The organism is Rhizobium sp. TBD182, assembly GCF_001950375.1.
Lineage (GTDB): Bacteria > Pseudomonadota > Alphaproteobacteria > Rhizobiales > Rhizobiaceae > Agrobacterium > Agrobacterium tumefaciens.
Genome location: NZ_BDLN01000002.1, coordinates 77,614 through 96,045 on the forward strand (window position 1 = coordinate 77,614; position 18,432 = coordinate 96,045).

Here is an 18,432-nt window from a genome sequence, read left to right on the forward strand (position 1 = left end):
CGCGGCTGACAGCCAAAAGGACATAAAATGCGCATTTCAGTATTTTGCCTTTTCCTCACATGCTTTATCCCCACAGCTCCGGTGCAGGCCGCCGGCGAAGGCGATACGCTTCGGCAGATTGCCAAGACCGCGAAAATCCGCATCGGTTATCGTGAGGCCGAACCGCCGTTTTCCTATCAGCTGCCGGATGGAGAAGTGACCGGCTTCTCGACTGATCTTTGCCGCGCGATCAGCGAGGACATCCGCACGCAACTGAAGCTGGACAAACTCGACATTGAATATGTAAAGGCCACGCCCGCAACCCGGTTCATTCTCGTCCGTAGCGGCAAGATCGATATTGAATGCGCGGCGACGACCAACAACAGCGAACGCCGGAAAATGGTGGATTTCTCCTATCCGAATTTCATGACCGCGACGCAATTTCTCTCCCGTAAACAGGATAATCTGAAGAGCCTTGCCGATCTGGCCGGACGCTCCGTCACATCCGCCTCCGGCACGGTCAACATCGAGCAGCTGAATGCGGTGAACCGCGAAAAGAACCTCAATATCTCGGTGATGCCCACAAAAACCAATGAGGAAGCCTTCGAACTCGTCGTTGCCGGCAAGGCCTCGGCTTTCGTCATGGATGGCATATTGCTGGCGGCGCTGGCGGCAACATCGGAGAATCCCGACCTCTACGCGCTCTCGGACGAAACGCTGAGCGCACCCGAACCGTATGGCCTGGTGTTTCGGCGCAACGACCCGGCCTTCAAGGCGGCGGTCAACGAAAGCCTGCGGCAGATCTTCACCGGTCCCACCATTCACGGCCTTTACGAAAAATGGTTCACCAAACCCATTCCGCCCAATGGCATGAACCTGAACCTGCCGATGACCGCCTCCTTAAAACAAGCCTATGACCATCCGAGCGAGTACCGGGACTGAGGGCGTAAAAACCCCAACTCTATTTTATGAAAATGTTTTGACAGATAATTTTGGCTGGAGATGCGCGATGCAGAGATCGACATTGTGGCTCATGCTTGGGGTTTTTAGTCTTTTACCCACCATTGCAGCGGCCGACGAGACCCAACCGCCTACACTCGAAACCATTGCCAGAACCGGCACCATCCGGCTCGGCTTTGCCGACAGAAATCTTCCCTTTTCCTATATGGGAATTGGTCCGGAGCCGATCGGTTACAGCATCGAACTGTGCCTGAAGGTGGCGGATTCCATCAAGAAGAAGTTGGGCCTGCCGGAATTGAAAATCGATTTCGTCAAGCGCACCCCCAGCAACCGCATCACGCTTCTCAATGATGGCACAATCGACATGGAATGCGTGGCGAGCACGAATACGGAGGAAAGACGCAAGGCCGTGTGGTTTTCCTACAGCCACTTCATCACCGGCACGCGTTATGTCGCGCTGAAATCAAGCAACATGACAAGCGTCAGCGATCTTGCCGGTCGAACCGTGGTGGTGACGACGGGAACGATCAATATCAGTCAGCTGAATGTGCTTAACCGCAAACTGGGACTGAACATCGCCGTCCTGCAAAATGACAGTACGGAAGGCAGTTTCGACATGGTGACGGAAGATCGAGCCTCGGCCTTCGTCATGGACGATATTCTTCTGAGGTCCTTCGTCGCTGAAACGGGCAAGCCCGAAGACTATTCCATCTCGAACGAATATCTCGCCCCACCACAGCCCTATGGCCTGATGCTCCGACGGGGCGACACCGCCTTCAAGAACGCCGTCAACGAAGCCCTTGGGAAAATTTATGCAAGCGGCGAAATCAACGCGATCTACGACAAGTGGTTCAACGCTCCGATCCCGCCGAACGGCATAAACCTCAAGCGCCCGCTTCCCGACGATCTGGCCGAGGCATTTAGAATGCCGGTCGATACGACGGCCGAGTAAAGAAAAACGCCGCCCTGCAAGGGGCGGCGGTATTCGGAGAAAACATCACGCGGCGCGCAGGTCGGCGCTCAACGGTATCTCGACATCAATCTCCAGTATGGAGACGTGCTCGTCACGATCCATCTTCACATGCACCCGATCGTTATCGATCTGCACATGCTTGGCGATGACGGCGAGAATTTCTTCCCGGAGGACGGCGACGAGATCGGTTCCCGACGACGCCCTTTCGTGGGCAAGCAGCACTTGCAGTCGCTCGCGCGCAAGCGGTGCCGACTTTTGTTTACGGAACAGGCCGAAAATGCTCATGCAGCCCTCCTAGCAAAGATCTTGGAGAAGATACCCCGCTTTTCGCCCGGAATGACCACCGGAATGTCCTCGCCTGACAGGCGCCGGGCAGCGTCGAAGTAAGCCATGGCAGGTGCACAACGGGCATCCGCGAGCGTAACCGGTGCACCGACGTTGGAAGCACGCAGCACATCCGTGCTTTCGGGAATGATACCGAGCAGCGGAATGGAGAGGATTTCCAGAACGTCGTCGACCTTCAGCATGTCGCCGCGCTCGGCACGGGCCGAATCATAGCGCGTCAGAAGCAGGTGCTTTTCCATGCGCTCGCCGCGTTCGGCCTTCAGCGTCTTGGAATCGAGCAGGCCGATGATGCGGTCACTGTCACGCACCGAGGAGACTTCCGGATTGGTGACCACGACGGCCACATCCGCATGGCGCATGGCCAACGTCGCGCCGCGTTCGATACCGGCCGGGCTGTCGCAGATGACCCAGTCGAAATGTTTCTTCAACTCGGCGATGACCCATTCCACGCCTTCGGGCGTCAGATTGTCCTTGTCGCGTGTCTGCGAGGCGGGCAGCAGGAACAGCGTCTCAAGGCGCTTGTCGCGGATCAGCGCCTGCGTCAGCTTGGCATCGCCCTGGATGACGTTGACGAGATCGTAAACCACCCGGCGTTCAGCACCCATGACGAGATCGAGGTTACGCAGTCCGACGTCAAAATCGACAACCACGACCTTCTGCTTGTTCTGCGCCAATGCGGCGCCAAGCGCTGCGGTCGAGGTGGTCTTGCCAACCCCGCCCTTGCCGGAAGTAACAACGACTACCTTCCCCATACGGCTCTCCTGTTCCTGTGTTGTTTTCTCTATGTCGTCAGCCAAGTTTTTCGGCCTTTATCGTATCGTTTTCCAGCCACAGCTGAACGGGCTGGCCGCGCAGCTTGTCGTCAATGTCCTCGGCAACCTTGTAGACGCCGTCGATTGCCAGTAGCTCCGCTTCCAGCTTGCGGCAGAAGATGCGCGCCGAAACATTGCCAAGCGAACCGGCCATGGCGCGACCGCGCAACGCCCCGTAAATATGCACCGACCCGCCCGCGATGATTTCCGCACCCGAGGCGACCGAACCGATGACGGTCACATCGCCTTCGGGGAACATGATCGACTGGCCGGAGCGCACCGGCTCGTTGATGACCAGCGACTGGACCACGGCCCGAACCTCGCCCGAAGCGCGCGGCTTTTCTTCCGGCAATTCGGCAGCGATGGCGACAGGCTCGACCTCGACATCTGAAGCGGGCTTTCCGCCCTTCAGCGACGGCGGCATGCCCGGCTCGATCATCGAGGGGCGAACACCTTCGATCCCCATGATGCCGACATTACGTTCCGTCAGCGCTGCCAGCAGAGCCTTCAGCCCTGCCTTGTCCAGCGACAGCTCAGACGCATCCAGAACCACCGGACGCGACAGGAAGAACCCGGCTGAACGTGCAGCAAGATCATCCAGCCGTTCCAGCCATTGATCGAGCGGAGCTTCAGGGGACAGAACGACCGCGAGGAAGGAGCGGCCTTTGATACGGATCGAACGCTGGTCTGTTAGCACTTTGGTCATCTTGGTAAACAAATCGTTGACAATTAGGTACCTCGAATATGGTTAACAAATGGTTAACAACACCCCTTAAACGACGGTTTCGTTAAGAGAATTCCGCTGCGAAAAATCTCATGCACAACATTCATAAGCTCCGTTTAGCTTTTGATTTTGCGAACTTTGACTGCTTTCGAAAACTCACAATAGCAGTTGATCCTTGCTGCAACCTGACGCCCGCATAACCGTATGCGGACGCCGCCTCCCCTGCCTGACCATGCCCCGAGTCGCAGTCCGTGCAAACTGTCCGATTCCGGCACGATGTTCGCCACTGGCGGATGGGTCGCCATTTGCTTGAGGAGCGGAAAAACGATTCCGTTATGCCTGCCGATGCTATAGACACGAGGCCAACCCGACACATCCAACGGAAGAATGCGATGCACAGCAAAGTCCCGGCGACCGCCCAGATCTCCTCGCGCGAATATGGCGCCTTCCTGTTCGACATGGATGGAACGCTGCTGAATTCCATTGCGGTGGTGGAGCGGGTCTGGCGCGAATGGGCCGTAGACAACGGCATAGAGCCGGAGGCTTTCCTGCAGCGCATCCATGGCATGCGCGCATCGGAGGTTGTGCGTCGCGAGGCAGTTCCCGGCCTCGATATCCAGGAACAGGCGGATATGCTTTTGCAAAAGGAAATGGACGATGTTGACGGCATCCTCCAGATTCCGCAGGCAGCTGCATTTCTTGAGAAATTGCCGGCCGGAAAATGGGCTATCGTCACCTCCGCCGCCCGCGCCCTTGCCGAACTCCGGTTGGCTGCGGCAGGCCTCACACCGCCTCCAGTGATGATCTGCGCCGAGGACGTTGTGAACGGCAAGCCTGACCCGGAGGGTTACAGAAAGGCTGCTGCGAAGCTCGGCGTCGCACCTGAAGACTGCGTCGTCTTCGAAGATGCGCCCGCCGGCATTCTGGCGGGGGAAAGCATGGGCGCCACGGTCGTGGTCATTAACGCCACTCATTCGCATCCCATCGAAACGCCGCACCTTTCGATCGGTGGGTACGGTGAGCTGGACGTCACCATCGGCGACGACGGCGGCTTGAAGCTTACAAGTAACAAGGGCTGAAAAGCCAACCCAAACATGCGGTGTCATCCTCGGGTCTGTCCCGAGGATCAATCACGTTTCGTAAAATCCAATTCATTGCGCCGAGCCTGCCGCACCGGTCCCCAGTCTTTCGCCGTGTACTTTTCCTCTAGCGGCCAATTGACAGCACCGCATAAATCCTACCTAATAAAATTGGTAAGACCATCTTACCGCTTGCGCGAAGGGGGGAGACTTTCGCGCTGGGAGGACATCATGTTTGTGGCTCTGGAGCCGCGCCGCCTCTACAGGCTGGTCGCGGAACAAATTCGCTTGCTTATCGAGAGCGGGGAACTCACGGACGGTCAACGCCTGCCGGCGGAGCGCGATCTGGCGGAACGTTTTGGCGTGTCCCGCCCGACGGTGCGGGAAGCACTGATCGTTCTGGAAGTGGAAGGCCATATCCATATCCGCATGGGATCGGGCGTGTATGTGAACACGTCCCGCACGGCTAACAAGGCAAAGTCGCCCGTACAGGACGCGCACGGCCCATTCGAAATCCTGCAGGCGCGCTGCATCATTGAAAGCGCTATTGCCGAGGAGGCCGCGCGGCTTGCCACGTCTGAATGCATCGCCAGGCTGGACGACATCATCGAACGCATGGCCGGGGCGCTCGACAATTCGCCGCAGGCCCTCAACCTGGACCGCGCCTTCCACACCGCCATTGCCGACATCATCGGCAACTCGGCGCTGAACCGCTTTACCGGCCTGATCTATGACGAGCGCAGCCTTTCGCCCTATTTCGAAAAGCTCGCCAGCTATTTCGAGGGTCCTCACACATGGATTCTTGCCGTTCAGGAACACCGGGTGATCCGCGACGCGATCGCGGCGAACGATCCGGAAGGCGCACGCGAGGCGATGCGCCAGCATCTGACGCTGTCGCAAAAGAGATTTTCCGAGAGTTTCGGGGAGGAAACGATCGGAGAAGAGTGACCGCGCCGCAACGGGCGACGGGAAAAACAGAAATCTGGCTTTAATTCGGGAGGAGTTAAGAATGAAAATCAGATTGTCGACTTTGATGGGTGCAACCGCTGCCATTTTGCTTTCGGCTTTGGCGGCACAGGCGCAAACAACGCTGAAATGGGCGCATGTCTACGAGACCTCCGAACCGTTCCACACGGATTCGGTCTGGGCTGCGGAAGAAATCGCCAAGCGCACCGACGGCCGCTACAAGGTGGATGTATTCCCCGCCTCGCAGCTCGGCAAGGAAGCGGATATCAACCAGGGCCTGAAGATCGGCACGGTGGATATCATCATCTCCGGCTCCAGTTTTGCCGCACGTGACTTCAAGCCGATCGGCGTCACCTATTTTCCATATATCTTCCGCGACCCGAGCCATCTGATCGCCTATACCAAGAGTGATATCTTCAAGCGTCTTGCCAAGGGTTACGAGGACAAGACCGGCAACCACATCGCCGCCGTCAGCTATTACGGCACGCGCCACACCACGTCGAACAAGCTGATTGCCAACTGCGCCGACATGGCGGGGCTGAAGATGCGTGTTCCCGACGTTCCGGCCTATCTCGCCATGCCACGCGCCTGCGGCGCCAACACGACGCCGATCGCATTCGCAGAAGTCTATCTGGCGCTTCAGAACGGCACGGTCGATGCACAGGAAAACCCGCTGACCACCATCGAGGCAAAGAAGTTCTTCGAAGTGCAGAAGAACATCGTGCTGACCGGCCACATCGTCGACCACCTCAACACGGTGATCTCGAAGAACCTGTGGTCCAAGCTTTCCGATGAAGACAAGAAAATCTTCACGGACGTCATGCAGGAAGCCGCCGTGCGGACCACGAAGACCATCGAAGGACGCGAAAAAAGCCTCGTGGAAGAGTTCAAGAAGCGTGGCCTGAACGTCGCAGAGGTGGACAAGGCGGACTTTGAGAAGAACGTCATGGAGAAGGTGAAGTTCGAGGACTTCGGTTACGACAAGGCCGACTGGGAAGCCATTCGCGCCGTCAAGTGAGCCAAGATCCGGTGCGGCCTCCGTTGCCGCACCGCCCTTTCTCTCCAGACGGGATATCTCAATGTCGCAGGAAATTCATACTCAGGTCACGCCTGAAGAACTCGCCCACACGTTTGACGAGGCGCCGCCCGAAGTCGACCTGAAGGTCTACGCCTTCGAGGACTGGGTTACGCTTGGCCTTTTCTGGCTGATGACAGGTTGCGTGTTCCTTCAATTCTTCACCCGCTACGTGCTTAACGACAGCTATGCCTGGACGGAAGAAATCGCCGTCAACTGCCTGATTGGCGTGGTGTTTCTAGGTTCGGTCATGTGCGTGCGCATGTCACGCCACATTCAGGTGGATGTGCTTTATCACTACGTTCCGCCGCAGGTTGCCCGCGTCATGTCGATCCTTGTCGACGTGCTGCGCATCGTGTTCTTCGCCTACACCTCGTGGCTGATGTGGCGGTATCTGGAAATCGTCGCCGACGAGGAAATGGTCACCGTCGCCCTGCCGCGCAACATCGTTTTCTATACGGTTCTGGCCGCTTTCGTCCTGATGTTCTTCCGTTCGGTGCAGGTCTTCATCGCCAATATGCAGCGTGGCTATTCCGTTCTGGAACGGCCGGAAGAATTCCAGAGCGCGGGGGATTGAACATATGCTTATTCTTATCGGCTCGTTTCTTCTGTTGATGCTGATCGGCCTGCCGGTCGCCATTTCAATGGCCACGGCATCGCTTCTCTACATCGTCTCGTATAATGTCGCGCCAGATATCATCGCGGCGCAGCGTCTGATTGCGGGCGTGGAAAGCTTCCCGCTCCTCGCCGTTCCCTTCTTCATCCTTGCCGGGAATCTTATGAACACGGCGGGGGTGACGGGACGCATCTATTCCTTTGCCGTGGCGTTGGTCGGCTGGATGAAAGGTGGTCTGGCACAGGTCAACATCATCGGCTCGGTAATCTTTTCCGGCATGTCCGGCACGGCCCTCGCCGACGCCGCCGGCATCGGCACCATCGAAATCAAAGCCATGAAGGATCATGGTTATCCGGTCGAAGCGGCCGTCGGCGTCACCGCCGCCTCCGCAACGCTCGGGCCGATCTTTCCGCCATCGTTGCCGTTCGTCATCTACGGCATGATGGCAAACGTCTCGATCGGCGCACTGTTCATGGCCGGCATCGTTCCAGGCGTCGTCATGACGCTTTTGATGATGATCACCGTTGCCGTTTTCGCCTACGTCAAGGGTTGGGGTTCCGATACGCCGTTCAACCTCAGAACCATCTTCGGCGCTTCGCTTGAAGTGCTCGTCGTCATGATGGTGCCGCTCGGCATCTATCTCCTGACGCTGTTTGGCCTGTCGCTCAACCTGTCGATTCTGATCGTGCTGGTGGTCTTGCTCGCCTGCGACTGGTATTTCGACTTCTCTGCCGTGATGGCCCTGATGACGCCGGTGATCCTGATCGGCGGCATGACGATGGGCTGGTTCACGCCGACGGAGGCGGCTGTCGCAGCCGTGTTGTGGTCTCTGTTCCTCGGGCTTGTCCGTTACCGGACGATGACGTTCAAGTCGCTGGCAAAATCGACCTTCGACACGATAGAGACCACGGCATCGGTTCTCTTCATCGTTGCGGCGGCATCAATCTTCGCATGGCTTCTGACGGTGAGCCAGGCAGCACAGTTGCTATCGGCGGCGATCCTGACGATCACCGACAGCAAGTGGATTTTCCTCCTGCTGGTCAACCTGCTGATGCTGTTCGTCGGCTGCTTCCTAGACACGATCGCGGCAATCACCATCCTCGTGCCGATCCTGCTGCCGCTGGTGCTGCAGTTCAATATCGATCCGGTGCATTTCGGCCTCATCATCACCCTCAACCTGATGATAGGGCTGCTTCATCCGCCGCTCGGCATGGTGTTGTTCGTGCTCTCACGCGTGGCGAAACTCTCCGTCGAGCGCACCACCGTCGCCATTCTGCCATGGCTGGTGCCGCTGTTCGTGGCGCTGCTGCTGATCACCTTCATCCCGGCAATCACCTTGTGGCTGCCGACCGAGATGGGCCTAATCCGCTAATCGACGCAATGCCCGCGCGGCTAGCCGCGCGGGTTTCATTCATCCAATACACATACGATGAGAGGCACGGTGATGCAGACACGCGTGGCACGTCTATACGGCCGTGAAGATATCCGCGTTGAAACGCAGGACATGCAGGCGCCCGGCCCCGGTGAAGTGCTGCTGACCATGGCGGCGGGCGGCATTTGCGGTTCCGATCTACATTATTATCAGGACGGCGGCTTCGGGCCTGTGCGGGTGCGCGAGCCGATCATCTGCGGCCATGAGGCATCGGGGCGGGTGCATACGCTGGGCGAAGGCGTCAGCGGGCTCGCACTCGGCCAACTCGTCGCCGTCAATCCCTCGCAGCCTTGCGGCCATTGCCATTTCTGCCTGAAGGGCCAACCGATCCATTGCCTCGATATGCGCTTCATGGGCAGCGCCATGCGCCTGCCGCACGAACAGGGCATGTTCCGTGATCGGCTCGTTGTTCCCGCAAAACAATGCGCGACATTTTCAGACACCACTTCGCCCGCCGAAGCCGCCTGCACCGAACCGCTTGCGGTCTGCCTGCATGCCGTCGCACAAGCGGGTGATCTGACCGGCGCCAAGGTGCTGGTAACGGGCGCCGGGCCGATCGGCCTCTTGACGATTGCCGCCGCCCGCCATGCCGGTGCCGGCATCATTCTCGCCACCGACCTGACCGATGCGGCGCTGGAGCGCGCGCCCGCCATGGGGGCGGACCGCACCATCAATGTCGCGAAAAACGCAGAAGCACTTTTACCCTATCAGGACAATAAGGGGTATTTCGACGTCGTTTTCGATTGCTCCGCCGCGGCACCTGCGCTTCGCGCCGCCTTCGCCTGTGTACGTCCGCGCGGCACTGTCGTGCAGGTGGGCGTCACCGGTGACATAACCATTCCGCTCAATGCGCTGGTGGGCAAGGAAATCCTCTGGCGCGGCTCGCAGCGTTTCCACGACGAATTCGCCATTGCCGCCCGCCTGATCTCCACGCGCGGGATCGATGTGCGGCCGATCATTTCCCACAGCTTCCCGCTTGAAGAAGCGAAATCCGCATTCGAGCAGGCCGGAGACCGCTCCGCCGCCTGCAAGGTGCAGCTGACATTTTCCGCAGAATGATATTTGAGGATAAAAAATGAGACATACATGGCGCTGGTTCGGCCCGGTGGACAAGGTCACGGTTCAGGATGCGGCTCAGGCAGGGGCGGAAGGCATCGTAAGCGCGCTGCACCACATCGCCACCGGCGATGTCTGGCCTGTGGATGAAATCGCCAAACGGCATGAGGCGATCAAGGCCGGTGGGCTGTATTGGGACGTGGTGGAAAGCGTGCCGGTCTCCGAGGAGATCAAAACCCAGACGGGCGACTGGAAAAACCATATCGCCAACTGGCAGGAGACGCTGCGCCGCCTCTCCGCCACGGGCATTCGCACCGTCTGCTACAATTTCATGCCGGTGCTGGACTGGACCCGCACCGATCTGCGCTGGGAAACGAAGCACGGCGCAAAAGCCATGCGTTTTGACCTTTCCGATTTCGCCGCCTTCGACATTCACATTCTCAAACGCCCCGACGCAAAGACCGATTATCCGGAGTGGCTGATCGAGGAAGCGGCAAAACGTTTCGCCGACATGCCGGATACGAAGATCGCCGCACTCGGACGTAATATCGGCGCGGGCCTGCCGGGTTCGGCGGATGGTTACACGCTCAGCCAGCTTCTCGAAAAGCTGCGCTCATATCACGGCATAAACCGCGAAAAACTGCAGCAGAACCTGATCGATTTTCTGTCGGAAGTGACGCCGGTCGCGGAAGAGGTCGGCATCAACATCTGCGCCCACGGCGACGATCCCCCATGGCCGCTGCTCGGCCTGCCGCGTATTCTTTCAACGGAGTCCGACTACGCCCATATGCTCTCGCAAGTCGACAGCCGGGCCAATGGCGTTACGCTCTGCACCGGCTCGCTCGGCGCGCGGGCGGATAACGACCTGCCCTTCATCGCCAGCCGTTTTGCAGACCGCATCCATTTCGTGCATCTGCGCAACGTCACGCGCGACACGGACACCGTGCCCTGCTCCTTCTTCGAGGACGAGCATCTGGAAGGTGGAACGGATATGGTCGCCGTTATCGCAGCACTTCTGTCGGAAGAATCCCGCCGTCGTGCGGAGGGCCGTGCAGACCACACCATTCCGATGCGGCCCGACCATGGCCAAGAAATCCTTGATGACCTGACGCGAGGGGCGCAGCCGGGTTATCCCGCCATCGGCCGATTGAAGGGGCTGGCAGAGCTTCGCGGCATCGAGCGCACGCTGTCGCATGGCCGTTTCGGATTGGCGAAGCAGGCGAATTAAGCCGACACGATTGGCCGCCGGCAGCCTCTTAGCTTGCGGTCAATCGCGTCCTGAATTGAAGATACGAAAAGGCGGCAAGCCCACCGGCAATGGCGCCAACGGCTTTCACAACTGCATCTGTCATATGCGGATGCCGTGTGGGCGACAGAAATTGCAGCGCCTCGATGCCGAAAGCCGCCACGATACCCGCGACAATGATGGCAAGCCAGTAACGCGGATAAGCCAGCACGAAGGCAGCCGAACAGAAGGCAAAGGCGGCGGCGCGGTCGATGCCGACGGTCGTCAGCGTATGGGGCCGAAGCCCGATCGGGCAAACTGTAACGATCACGATCAGCAGCAGAACCGACCAGGCGATGTATTTCGGAAGTCTATTTGTCATCATGGCGTCACAATAGAGCGCTGCGCGCATAAACGGAAGATCGTCTTTTTCTTCCACCGCCCAATAAATCACACTTTTTGGACAGATACTGCACAAACCGGCTTTCGCTGAAGCCTTACTCGGGCTAAGGCAGAGGGCAACCGGACAAGGATCGCGGCTGATGGCCTTTCAGGCTGTCGCCCTTCGGTCCGGTTTTACGGTATCGGGTGGATTTTCCACACAGGATCAGATTTTCAGGGAAGAGCACAATGAGTTTCAAGCCGCACGGCAAACATCTGGTTGCAGGAGAATGGGTCGCCACGGAAGCGAAATTCCGCAGCGAGCCTGCACATGGCGAAGCTTTCGATTTTTCGGTCGGCACCGTCGATCTGGTGAATGCGGCCGCAGAAGCAGCCGAAGAGGCTTTCTGGAGCTACGGCTATACGACCCGCGAAGAGCGCGCCGCATTCCTCGACACCATCGCCGATGAGATCGAGGCCCGCGCCGACGCCATCACTGAAATCGGCACGTCCGAGACCGGCTTGCCCGCAGGACGCCTGCAGGGTGAACGCGGCCGCACCACCGGACAGCTTCGCCTTTTCGCATCGCATATCCGCAAGGGCGACTATCTCGACCGCCGCCACGACGAAGCGCTTCCGGATCGCCAGCCGCTGCCGCGCCCGGATATCCGTCTGATGCAGCGTCCGATCGGCCCCGTTGCGGTCTTCGGTGCGTCCAACTTCCCGCTCGCCTTCTCGACCGCCGGTGGTGATACCGCCGCCGCTATCGCAGCCGGCTGCCCGGTTGTGGTCAAGGGCCATTCCGCCCATCCCGGCACCGGTGAAATCATTGCCGAGGCCGTTCTCGCCGCCGTCAAGAAGCACAATCTGCATCCCGGCGTCTTCTCGCTGATCCAGGGCGGCCGCCGCGATGTCGGTTCCGCGCTCGTCCAGCATCCGCGCATCAAGGCAGTCGGCTTCACCGGCTCGCTCGCCGGTGGCCGCGCACTGTTCGATCTCTGCGCCCAGCGTCCGGAACCGATCCCGTTCTTCGGCGAACTCGGTTCCGTCAACCCGATGTTCCTGCTGCCGGAAGCCGTTTCCGCGCGCGGTGAAGCCATCGCCAAGGGCTGGGCAGGTTCGCTCACCATGGGTGCTGGCCAGTTCTGCACCAATCCCGGCATTGCCGTGGTGCTTGCCTCGCAGGCGGATGCTGTGTCGGAAACCGCACGGGCGGCCCTTTCCGAAGTCGGCCCGCAGGTCATGCTGACCGACGGTATCGCCGCTGCCTATCGTGACGGTCGCGACCGCATCGCAGCCGGTAACGGCGTGCGCGACGTTTTGACCACCACCTGCGACCTGCGTAACGCAACGCCTTACCTGTTCCGCGTTTCGGGCAAGGACTGGGTTGCCAACCACGCGCTCGCCGAAGAAGTCTTCGGACCGCTCGGCCTGATCGTGACGGTCGACAGCGCTGAAGAAATGATCGAAGTGGCAAAGAGCTTCGAAGGTCAGCTGACAGCGACCATGCATCTTGACGCAGGTGACGCCGAACTCGGCCGCAAGCTGCTGCCGATCCTCGAGCGCAAGGCGGGCCGCGTTCTCGCAAACGGCTTCCCGACCGGCGTTGAAGTCTCCGAAGCCATGGTTCACGGCGGCCCCTACCCGGCTTCCACGAACTTCGGCGCGACCTCGGTCGGCACCATGTCGATCCGCCGCTTCACGCGCCCGGTTTCCTACCAGAATATTCCTTCGGACGTTCTGCCGCAGGATATCCGCTGATCAAAAAAATGGGGAGAGCGCTCCTGCGCCCTCCCCATTCACAATAGTGCTTCGGTATCAGGCCGACTGGATCGCCTGTATTTTCTCGATGCCGCCGACAGTGCCGGCGAAATCCTGCCAGACGCCCTGCGCCCCCTTGCGCCACTCATCCAAGGCTTCCGGCTGCAACACCTTGCCGCCCTTCGAAATCGCAAGCTCCACAGACTTCGCCTCGTCCTCGACGATCAGCTGGTTGAAATAGAGCGCGCCTTCGCTTGATGCTTCGGTCAGGGCCTTCTTCTCTTCGTCATCGAGCTGGTTCCAGAAAGCCGCACCATAATAAACCACGCCCGATGCCCAGATATGGCCGGTCTCGGTCATGTAGGGTACAACCTCGTAAAGTTTGAACCCGGCATAGGCGGACTTCGTCAGATCCATGGCGTCGGCTACGCCGGTTGACAGTGCATTATAGGTCTCGGTGATGGGAATGCCGACCGGCGTGGTGCCGAAGGCGCTCCACAGCTTGGTGTGCAGTGGGCTCTGGATGACGCGGATCTTCTTGCCGTTGAGCTGCTCTGGCCGGGTTACCGGCTCCTTGGTCAGGAGATGGCGGGCGCCGTAGTTGATGAAGTCTACGGCCACGAATTGCTGCGCGCCAAGCTTGGTCTTCAGCTCGCTGCCGGTCTCGCCCGTCACCACCTTGCGCACATGGTCTGCATCGCGGAACAGGAAGGGCAGATCGAGGATTTGCAGTTCCGGCACCCAGCCGGAGAGCGAAGAGACCGTGGAAAGGCTCGCCTGAACCGATCCGAGACGGATATTTTCCGCCACTTCCTTTTCGCCGCCCAGCGCACCGCTCTTGACGATGTTGAAGCGGAAACGGCCGGGCAGCTTTGCCTCCACCAGCTCGCTGATCTTCACCCAGATTTTCGTCTCCGGCTTGTCGTCCGCGAACAGGGAGGCGACCGTAATGTTGCGGGTCCTGGCATTTGCGTTGCGCACGAAGGCGGGCGTGGCAAGTGCTGCCGCACCCGCAGCGGAGAGTTTCAGGAGATTGCGACGATCGATAATAGGCATGAATAAAACCCCGGATTTAGAAGACAATGGCCCAGGCGCACAGAATGGCGAGGGAAACGAGAAGGGATAGGAGATAGGGAACGACGGCCTGGAATAGCGCTGTCGCCGGAATGCGGGTGACACCGCTGACGACGAAGATCAGCATGCCGAGAGGTGGTGTTAGGCCATGGATCATCAGGTTGACCACGAGAATGACGCCGAAATGGATGGGATCGATACCGGCCGCAACGGCCGCGGGCAACAGGATCGGTCCAAACAGAAGGATGGCCGCACCGATATCCAGCACCAGCCCCACCACGAGCAGGATGAGGTTGGAAAGCAGAAGCACCGCGATCTTGCTGCCGCCAAGCAATGTCACGAAATCCGTGACGAGGCCGGAGACATTATCGACCGCCAGAAGAAAGGCGAAGGGGCCTGCCGTGCCGATAAGGAGACCGATGGCCGCCGCCTCACCGGCTGATTGCCGGAAAGTTGAGAAGATACGCCCCGCGCCCAGCCGGTACCCGAAGCCGAGAAGCAGCGTGTAGAGTGCGGCAAGTGCGGCCGCCTCCGTGGTAGTGACGACGCCGATGCGGATGCCGACCACCACGATGACGCCGAGACCGAAGGCGGGTATGGCGGCGATAGCCGAGCGCCAGCGTTCCGTGCCCGTGGCGCGCGGCAGGGTATCGACGCTGCGCACGCTCCAATGGATAGCCACCGCAAGGCAGATCGCCATCAGCCCGCCGGCGAAAAAGCCGCCAACCAGCAACGAACCCACCGACAGGTTGGTAGCCGTTGCGAGGATGAGAAAGGCAATGGAGGGCGGGATGACATTGTCGAGCACCGACGTTGCAGCGATGATCGCGCCCGCCTGCGCCGGCGGATAGCCGTGTTTGACCAGTTCCGGCTGGAACGTTGAAGCGCCGAAGGCGGCGTTGGCGACAGAGGAGCCGGATGCGCCGGAAAACAGCACGCTGGTCAACAGCGTCGTCTGCGCCAGCCCTGCCCGGCGGTGTCCAACCATGGAGGCGGCGAACCGAACCAGCTGGTTGGCAACGCCCGATTCCGTCAGCAGGCTTCCGGCCAGCAGGAAGAAGGGAATGGCGAGCAGCAGGAATTTCGACATGCCTGTTACCGTTGAGGAAACGATGGCCGGCTCCGGCAAGGTACTGCCGAAGGCGATCGCCACATAGGCTGCGGCGAGAAAGGCATGGGCGAGCGGTGCTGCCAGCACCAGCCCCACCGCCGCCGTCAGCGCCAGAAACAGGCTGGGCGGCAGGCTCGTATCTACGAAGACTTCCGGCAGGCCGACATAGGCCGCAATTGCAATGGTGAGAGACACTAGAACGGCAAATGTCTTGCCCTCACTGACACGCTGAAGCGCCAGGTAAAGAAGGATCAACGCGCCGCCTGCACCCAGAAAGCCAAAACGCACCCATTCCGGCAGACCGAGCGTCGGAGACGTACCACCCAGCATCGCCGCGATTTCAACGCCACCGAAGGCGAGTATCAGTGCTGCGATGAAGGAGAAGGCATCCGCCAGAACTTCGGTGGCGGCATGGAACCGCTCAGGCAAAAACCGCACGAAAACATCGAGCCGCATGGCAAGCGCGCTTTTGAGACTGAGCGGCGCGCCGACCGCGATCATCGCCACATGCAGCCAGATGCCGAGATCTTCCGCACCGATGAAGCCGGTGTGAAACAGATAACGCAGGGTGACATTGACCAGCACCACCACGAGAAGAGTCGCAAGGATTGCGGCGGCGACCGCGCCAAGCGCCTTGTCCAGAACGGCAAGCGTCCGCTCCGCCGCACGCTGAGGGCCGATGCGCCGTTGTGCAATCGTTGGTGCCGGACCAGCCGTCATGTCTTTTTTCTCCACTCCCGGAAGGCCATGTTTACGATGCCTTTGCCGAGAGGTCGCGGTCGAACAAAGTCGACCAGGTGAATTGTTTGGCTGACGAGACTTCCCGCGATACATCAAGACGCGGAAGAACCTTTTCCCCGAAACGGAAGGCCTCTTCCAGCAATGGCATGCCGGACAGAATAAAGGTATTCACGCCCGCCTTTTTATAGGCCTCCAGCGTGCGGATGACCGTATCGGGCGAGCCGACAATTGCGGTGCCCGGTCCCGGCCGGACAAGACCGATGCCGGCCCAGAGATTGGGGGCAATTTCGAGATCACGCAGGTTCTCAGGCTTCTGTCCACCATGCATCGCCGTCATGCGCTGCTGGCCGACGGAATCGGTCTTGCCGACGAAACGCTGGTTGGCTGCAATGGCACGCTCGTCCATGCGCCCGTAAAGATCGGCGGCGGCGGCCCATGCCTCTTCATCCGTATCGCGGACAATAACGTACAGGCGAATGCCGTATTCTAGCTCACGGCCGAGTTTCTCCGCCCGCGCCTTGACGAGATCGACCTTCGCGCCGATCTGGTCGGGCGTTTCGCCCCAGGAAAGATAGGTCTCGACATGTTTGGCGGCAACCTCGATCGCCTTGTCCGAAGAGCCGCCGAACCATAGCGGTGGTGGCTCTATGCCTTGCCCCACCGGCAGTGCCAACTTTGCGCCTTCGGTCTGGAAATGGCGGCCCTTGAAATCGACCGTCTCACCGGCAAAAAGACGATGCCAGATCTGCAGATATTCATCCGCCATATCGTAGCGTTCGTCATGCGGCATGGTCATGCCATATGCACCGAGCATCTTGGCATCGCCCGAGACGACGTTGATCAGCAGGCGTCCGCGCGAAAATTCCTGAAGCGTCGCCGCCATCTTGGCGAGCAGCGTTGGCGCGACAAGACCCGGATGAATCGCGACCAGAAACTTCAGCCGCTCGGTATAGGAAAGCAGCGCGCCAGCCAGAACCCACACATCATGCGCGCCGGTGGCAAAGAGGGCGCCTGTGTAACCAAGCTGATCATAAGCAAGAGCAAGCTGCTTGTAATAACCGAGATCAACCTTGCGGGATCCTTCCGGTTGCCAGGGATAGGCGCCATCGGGCGCGCACATGTACCAGAAAACGTTCATCTGTCGCCTCCCGCGCTGGCTGATTGTGGGGCCGGTCTCTGCCCGGTCAGAACCGGTAGAGAGAAATGGCCGTGCCTGTAAAGCGTATCGGCCTCCTCCTGCTGTTCGGCAAGGATATTTTCGGCGGCGGGCACCACCGAAAGATCGCGTGAGCGCAGCACCTTTGCCCAGGACTGCGCATCGCCTTCGCTGCCCGGCTCGGCGGCAAGAAGGGCCGCGGCTCTGTCTATATCCGCCATGACGGCGCGGCCAACGCGGTCCAGTTCGGCGGCAATCGCATCGCGTTGTTCCAGCGCCACAGTGTGACGCGCAAGCGTCCAGAACAGCGAACGGTTGGGAATGGTGGAGCCGCAATGGACCAGAAGACTGATCCCGTCATGGGTCAGGGCTTTTTCGAGCCGTGGCGACATCGTCACCCAGGCATCGACGCGGCCTTCCACGAGATCGCGCAGGCTATCGCTGTCACCGCTCTCGATGCGTATTACATCCGCAAGGCCAAGCCCCGCCCCTTCCAGGCTACGCGCAAGAAGATAGGTATGAAAAGACCCGTCAATCAGCGATATGCGTTTTCCCGAAAGGTCGGCCGCAGAGCGGATAGGGCTGTCGCGCCGCACGAGGATCGCGCCGTTTGCGGGGCGTGGTGCCGAGGCAGCGATATAAGCTGCGGAAAGCCCCCGCGCATCCGCCTCGATTGGCGGCGTCGAGCCCGTGCCGCCGAAATGAATTTCGCCTTTTTCCAAAAGCGCTGCGGTATCGCGCCCCTCGCGGTAGGGCACGAATTCCGGATCGAATTCATCAAACGCGCCGGGCCAGAGCCGGGCGAGCCGCAAATGCAGATTGTTGGGATGGACCCCGATTTTCATGTCGACACCTCATTTCTTAATCAATCTACTTTTTTATAGAATGTTTTCGAGGAACGTTTTGGCGATCCTCTGCGGGAAAGCGAAAGAGAAATCTATCAATCCTGTAGATTTTAAAAAATTT

18 protein-coding genes are annotated in these 18,432 nt (G+C 59.6%); 10 read left to right on the forward strand and 8 right to left on the reverse strand.

Translation table 11 applies throughout. The features are described from left to right. Nucleotides 1-27: 27 nt before the first annotated feature. Together T18_RS09165 and T18_RS09170 are read left to right on the forward strand one after the other, a co-directional pair. Nucleotides 28-921 (forward strand): amino acid ABC transporter substrate-binding protein, encoded by an 894-nt coding sequence (locus T18_RS09165; protein WP_013761515.1) that lies wholly within the window; start codon nucleotides 28-30, stop codon nucleotides 919-921. Nucleotides 922-988: 67 nt separating this feature from the next. Further along, the gene (locus T18_RS09170; protein WP_003510747.1) at nucleotides 989-1,891 is read left to right on the forward strand and encodes an amino acid ABC transporter substrate-binding protein; all 903 of its coding nucleotides are present in this window, start codon (nucleotides 989-991) and stop codon (nucleotides 1,889-1,891) included. Between the two features lie 45 nt (nucleotides 1,892-1,936). Here the strand turns inward: T18_RS09170 and minE are convergent, their stop codons facing one another. From minE to minC, 3 genes are read right to left on the reverse strand one after another with little or no spacing between them, the layout of a single operon-like run. Next, a complete protein-coding gene (minE, locus tag T18_RS09175; RefSeq protein WP_003510750.1) occupies nucleotides 1,937-2,197 on the reverse strand; it encodes a cell division topological specificity factor MinE in 261 nt (86 codons plus the stop codon). After that, nucleotides 2,194-3,009 carry a septum site-determining protein MinD gene (gene minD, locus T18_RS09180; protein WP_003510752.1) on the reverse strand — a complete coding sequence of 272 codons (816 nt, stop codon included), beginning with the start codon at nucleotides 3,007-3,009 and terminating at the stop codon, nucleotides 2,194-2,196. Before minD ends, minE begins: the two co-directional genes overlap by 4 nt. Nucleotides 3,010-3,046: 37 nt before the next feature. Beyond that, on the reverse strand, nucleotides 3,047-3,775 hold the full coding sequence (minC, locus tag T18_RS09185; protein ID WP_003510754.1) for a septum site-determining protein MinC: 729 nt from the start codon (nucleotides 3,773-3,775) through the stop codon (nucleotides 3,047-3,049). Between the two features lie 410 nt (nucleotides 3,776-4,185). Here minC and T18_RS09190 point away from each other — a divergent pair, with 410 nt between their 5' ends. The 7 genes from T18_RS09190 to uxuA all read left to right on the forward strand — a co-directional run bounded on the left by T18_RS09190 (nucleotide 4,186) and on the right by uxuA (nucleotide 11,245). Next, nucleotides 4,186-4,872, forward strand: coding sequence for an HAD family hydrolase (locus tag T18_RS09190; protein ID WP_019564617.1), 687 nt, complete (start codon nucleotides 4,186-4,188; stop codon nucleotides 4,870-4,872). A 231-nt stretch (nucleotides 4,873-5,103) separates the two neighbouring features. Beyond that, nucleotides 5,104-5,820 (forward strand): FadR/GntR family transcriptional regulator, encoded by a 717-nt coding sequence (locus tag T18_RS09195; RefSeq protein WP_038493956.1) that lies wholly within the window; start codon nucleotides 5,104-5,106, stop codon nucleotides 5,818-5,820. A gap of 61 nt (nucleotides 5,821-5,881) precedes the next feature. Beyond that, the gene (locus T18_RS09200) at nucleotides 5,882-6,856 is read left to right on the forward strand and encodes a sialic acid TRAP transporter substrate-binding protein SiaP (protein WP_038493959.1); all 975 of its coding nucleotides are present in this window, start codon (nucleotides 5,882-5,884) and stop codon (nucleotides 6,854-6,856) included. A 61-nt stretch (nucleotides 6,857-6,917) separates the two neighbouring features. After that, nucleotides 6,918-7,490, forward strand: coding sequence for a TRAP transporter small permease (locus tag T18_RS09205; protein WP_013761519.1), 573 nt, complete (start codon nucleotides 6,918-6,920; stop codon nucleotides 7,488-7,490). 4 nt (nucleotides 7,491-7,494) lie between these two features. Further along, nucleotides 7,495-8,901, forward strand: a complete 1,407-nt coding sequence (locus T18_RS09210; protein ID WP_003510762.1) for a TRAP transporter large permease — start codon at nucleotides 7,495-7,497, stop codon at nucleotides 8,899-8,901. Nucleotides 8,902-8,973: 72 nt separating this feature from the next. Beyond that, nucleotides 8,974-10,020 carry an L-idonate 5-dehydrogenase gene (locus T18_RS09215; RefSeq protein ID WP_038493962.1) on the forward strand — a complete coding sequence of 349 codons (1,047 nt, stop codon included), beginning with the start codon at nucleotides 8,974-8,976 and terminating at the stop codon, nucleotides 10,018-10,020. A 16-nt stretch (nucleotides 10,021-10,036) separates the two neighbouring features. Then, complete coding sequence (uxuA, locus tag T18_RS09220) at nucleotides 10,037-11,245, forward strand: mannonate dehydratase (RefSeq protein WP_038493965.1); 1,209 nt, start codon at nucleotides 10,037-10,039, stop codon at nucleotides 11,243-11,245. Between the two features lie 28 nt (nucleotides 11,246-11,273). Here uxuA and T18_RS09225 read toward each other — a convergent pair whose 3' ends face one another. After that, nucleotides 11,274-11,627, reverse strand: coding sequence for an antibiotic resistance protein VanZ (locus tag T18_RS09225; protein ID WP_038495782.1), 354 nt, complete (start codon nucleotides 11,625-11,627; stop codon nucleotides 11,274-11,276). Between the two features lie 245 nt (nucleotides 11,628-11,872). Between T18_RS09225 and T18_RS09230 the strand changes: the two genes are divergently transcribed. Next, complete coding sequence (locus T18_RS09230; protein WP_038493968.1) at nucleotides 11,873-13,384, forward strand: aldehyde dehydrogenase (NADP(+)); 1,512 nt, start codon at nucleotides 11,873-11,875, stop codon at nucleotides 13,382-13,384. 57 nt (nucleotides 13,385-13,441) lie between these two features. Here T18_RS09230 and T18_RS09235 read toward each other — a convergent pair whose 3' ends face one another. Genes T18_RS09235 through T18_RS09250 form a run of 4 tightly spaced genes read right to left on the reverse strand, consistent with a single transcriptional unit; the run spans nucleotide 13,442 to nucleotide 18,311 of the window. Further along, the gene (locus T18_RS09235; protein ID WP_038493972.1) at nucleotides 13,442-14,440 is read right to left on the reverse strand and encodes a TRAP transporter substrate-binding protein; all 999 of its coding nucleotides are present in this window, start codon (nucleotides 14,438-14,440) and stop codon (nucleotides 13,442-13,444) included. 16 nt (nucleotides 14,441-14,456) lie between these two features. Beyond that, complete coding sequence (locus tag T18_RS09240; protein ID WP_038493975.1) at nucleotides 14,457-16,289, reverse strand: TRAP transporter large permease subunit; 1,833 nt, start codon at nucleotides 16,287-16,289, stop codon at nucleotides 14,457-14,459. Between the two features lie 31 nt (nucleotides 16,290-16,320). Next, complete coding sequence (locus tag T18_RS09245) at nucleotides 16,321-17,448, reverse strand: LLM class flavin-dependent oxidoreductase (RefSeq protein ID WP_025595728.1); 1,128 nt, start codon at nucleotides 17,446-17,448, stop codon at nucleotides 16,321-16,323. Then, entirely contained in the window at nucleotides 17,445-18,311 is an 867-nt protein-coding gene (locus T18_RS09250) for an ABC transporter substrate-binding protein (protein WP_038493977.1), read from the reverse strand. The genes T18_RS09245 and T18_RS09250 overlap by 4 nt, the downstream gene beginning before the upstream one ends. Between the last annotated feature and the right edge of the window lie 121 nt (nucleotides 18,312-18,432).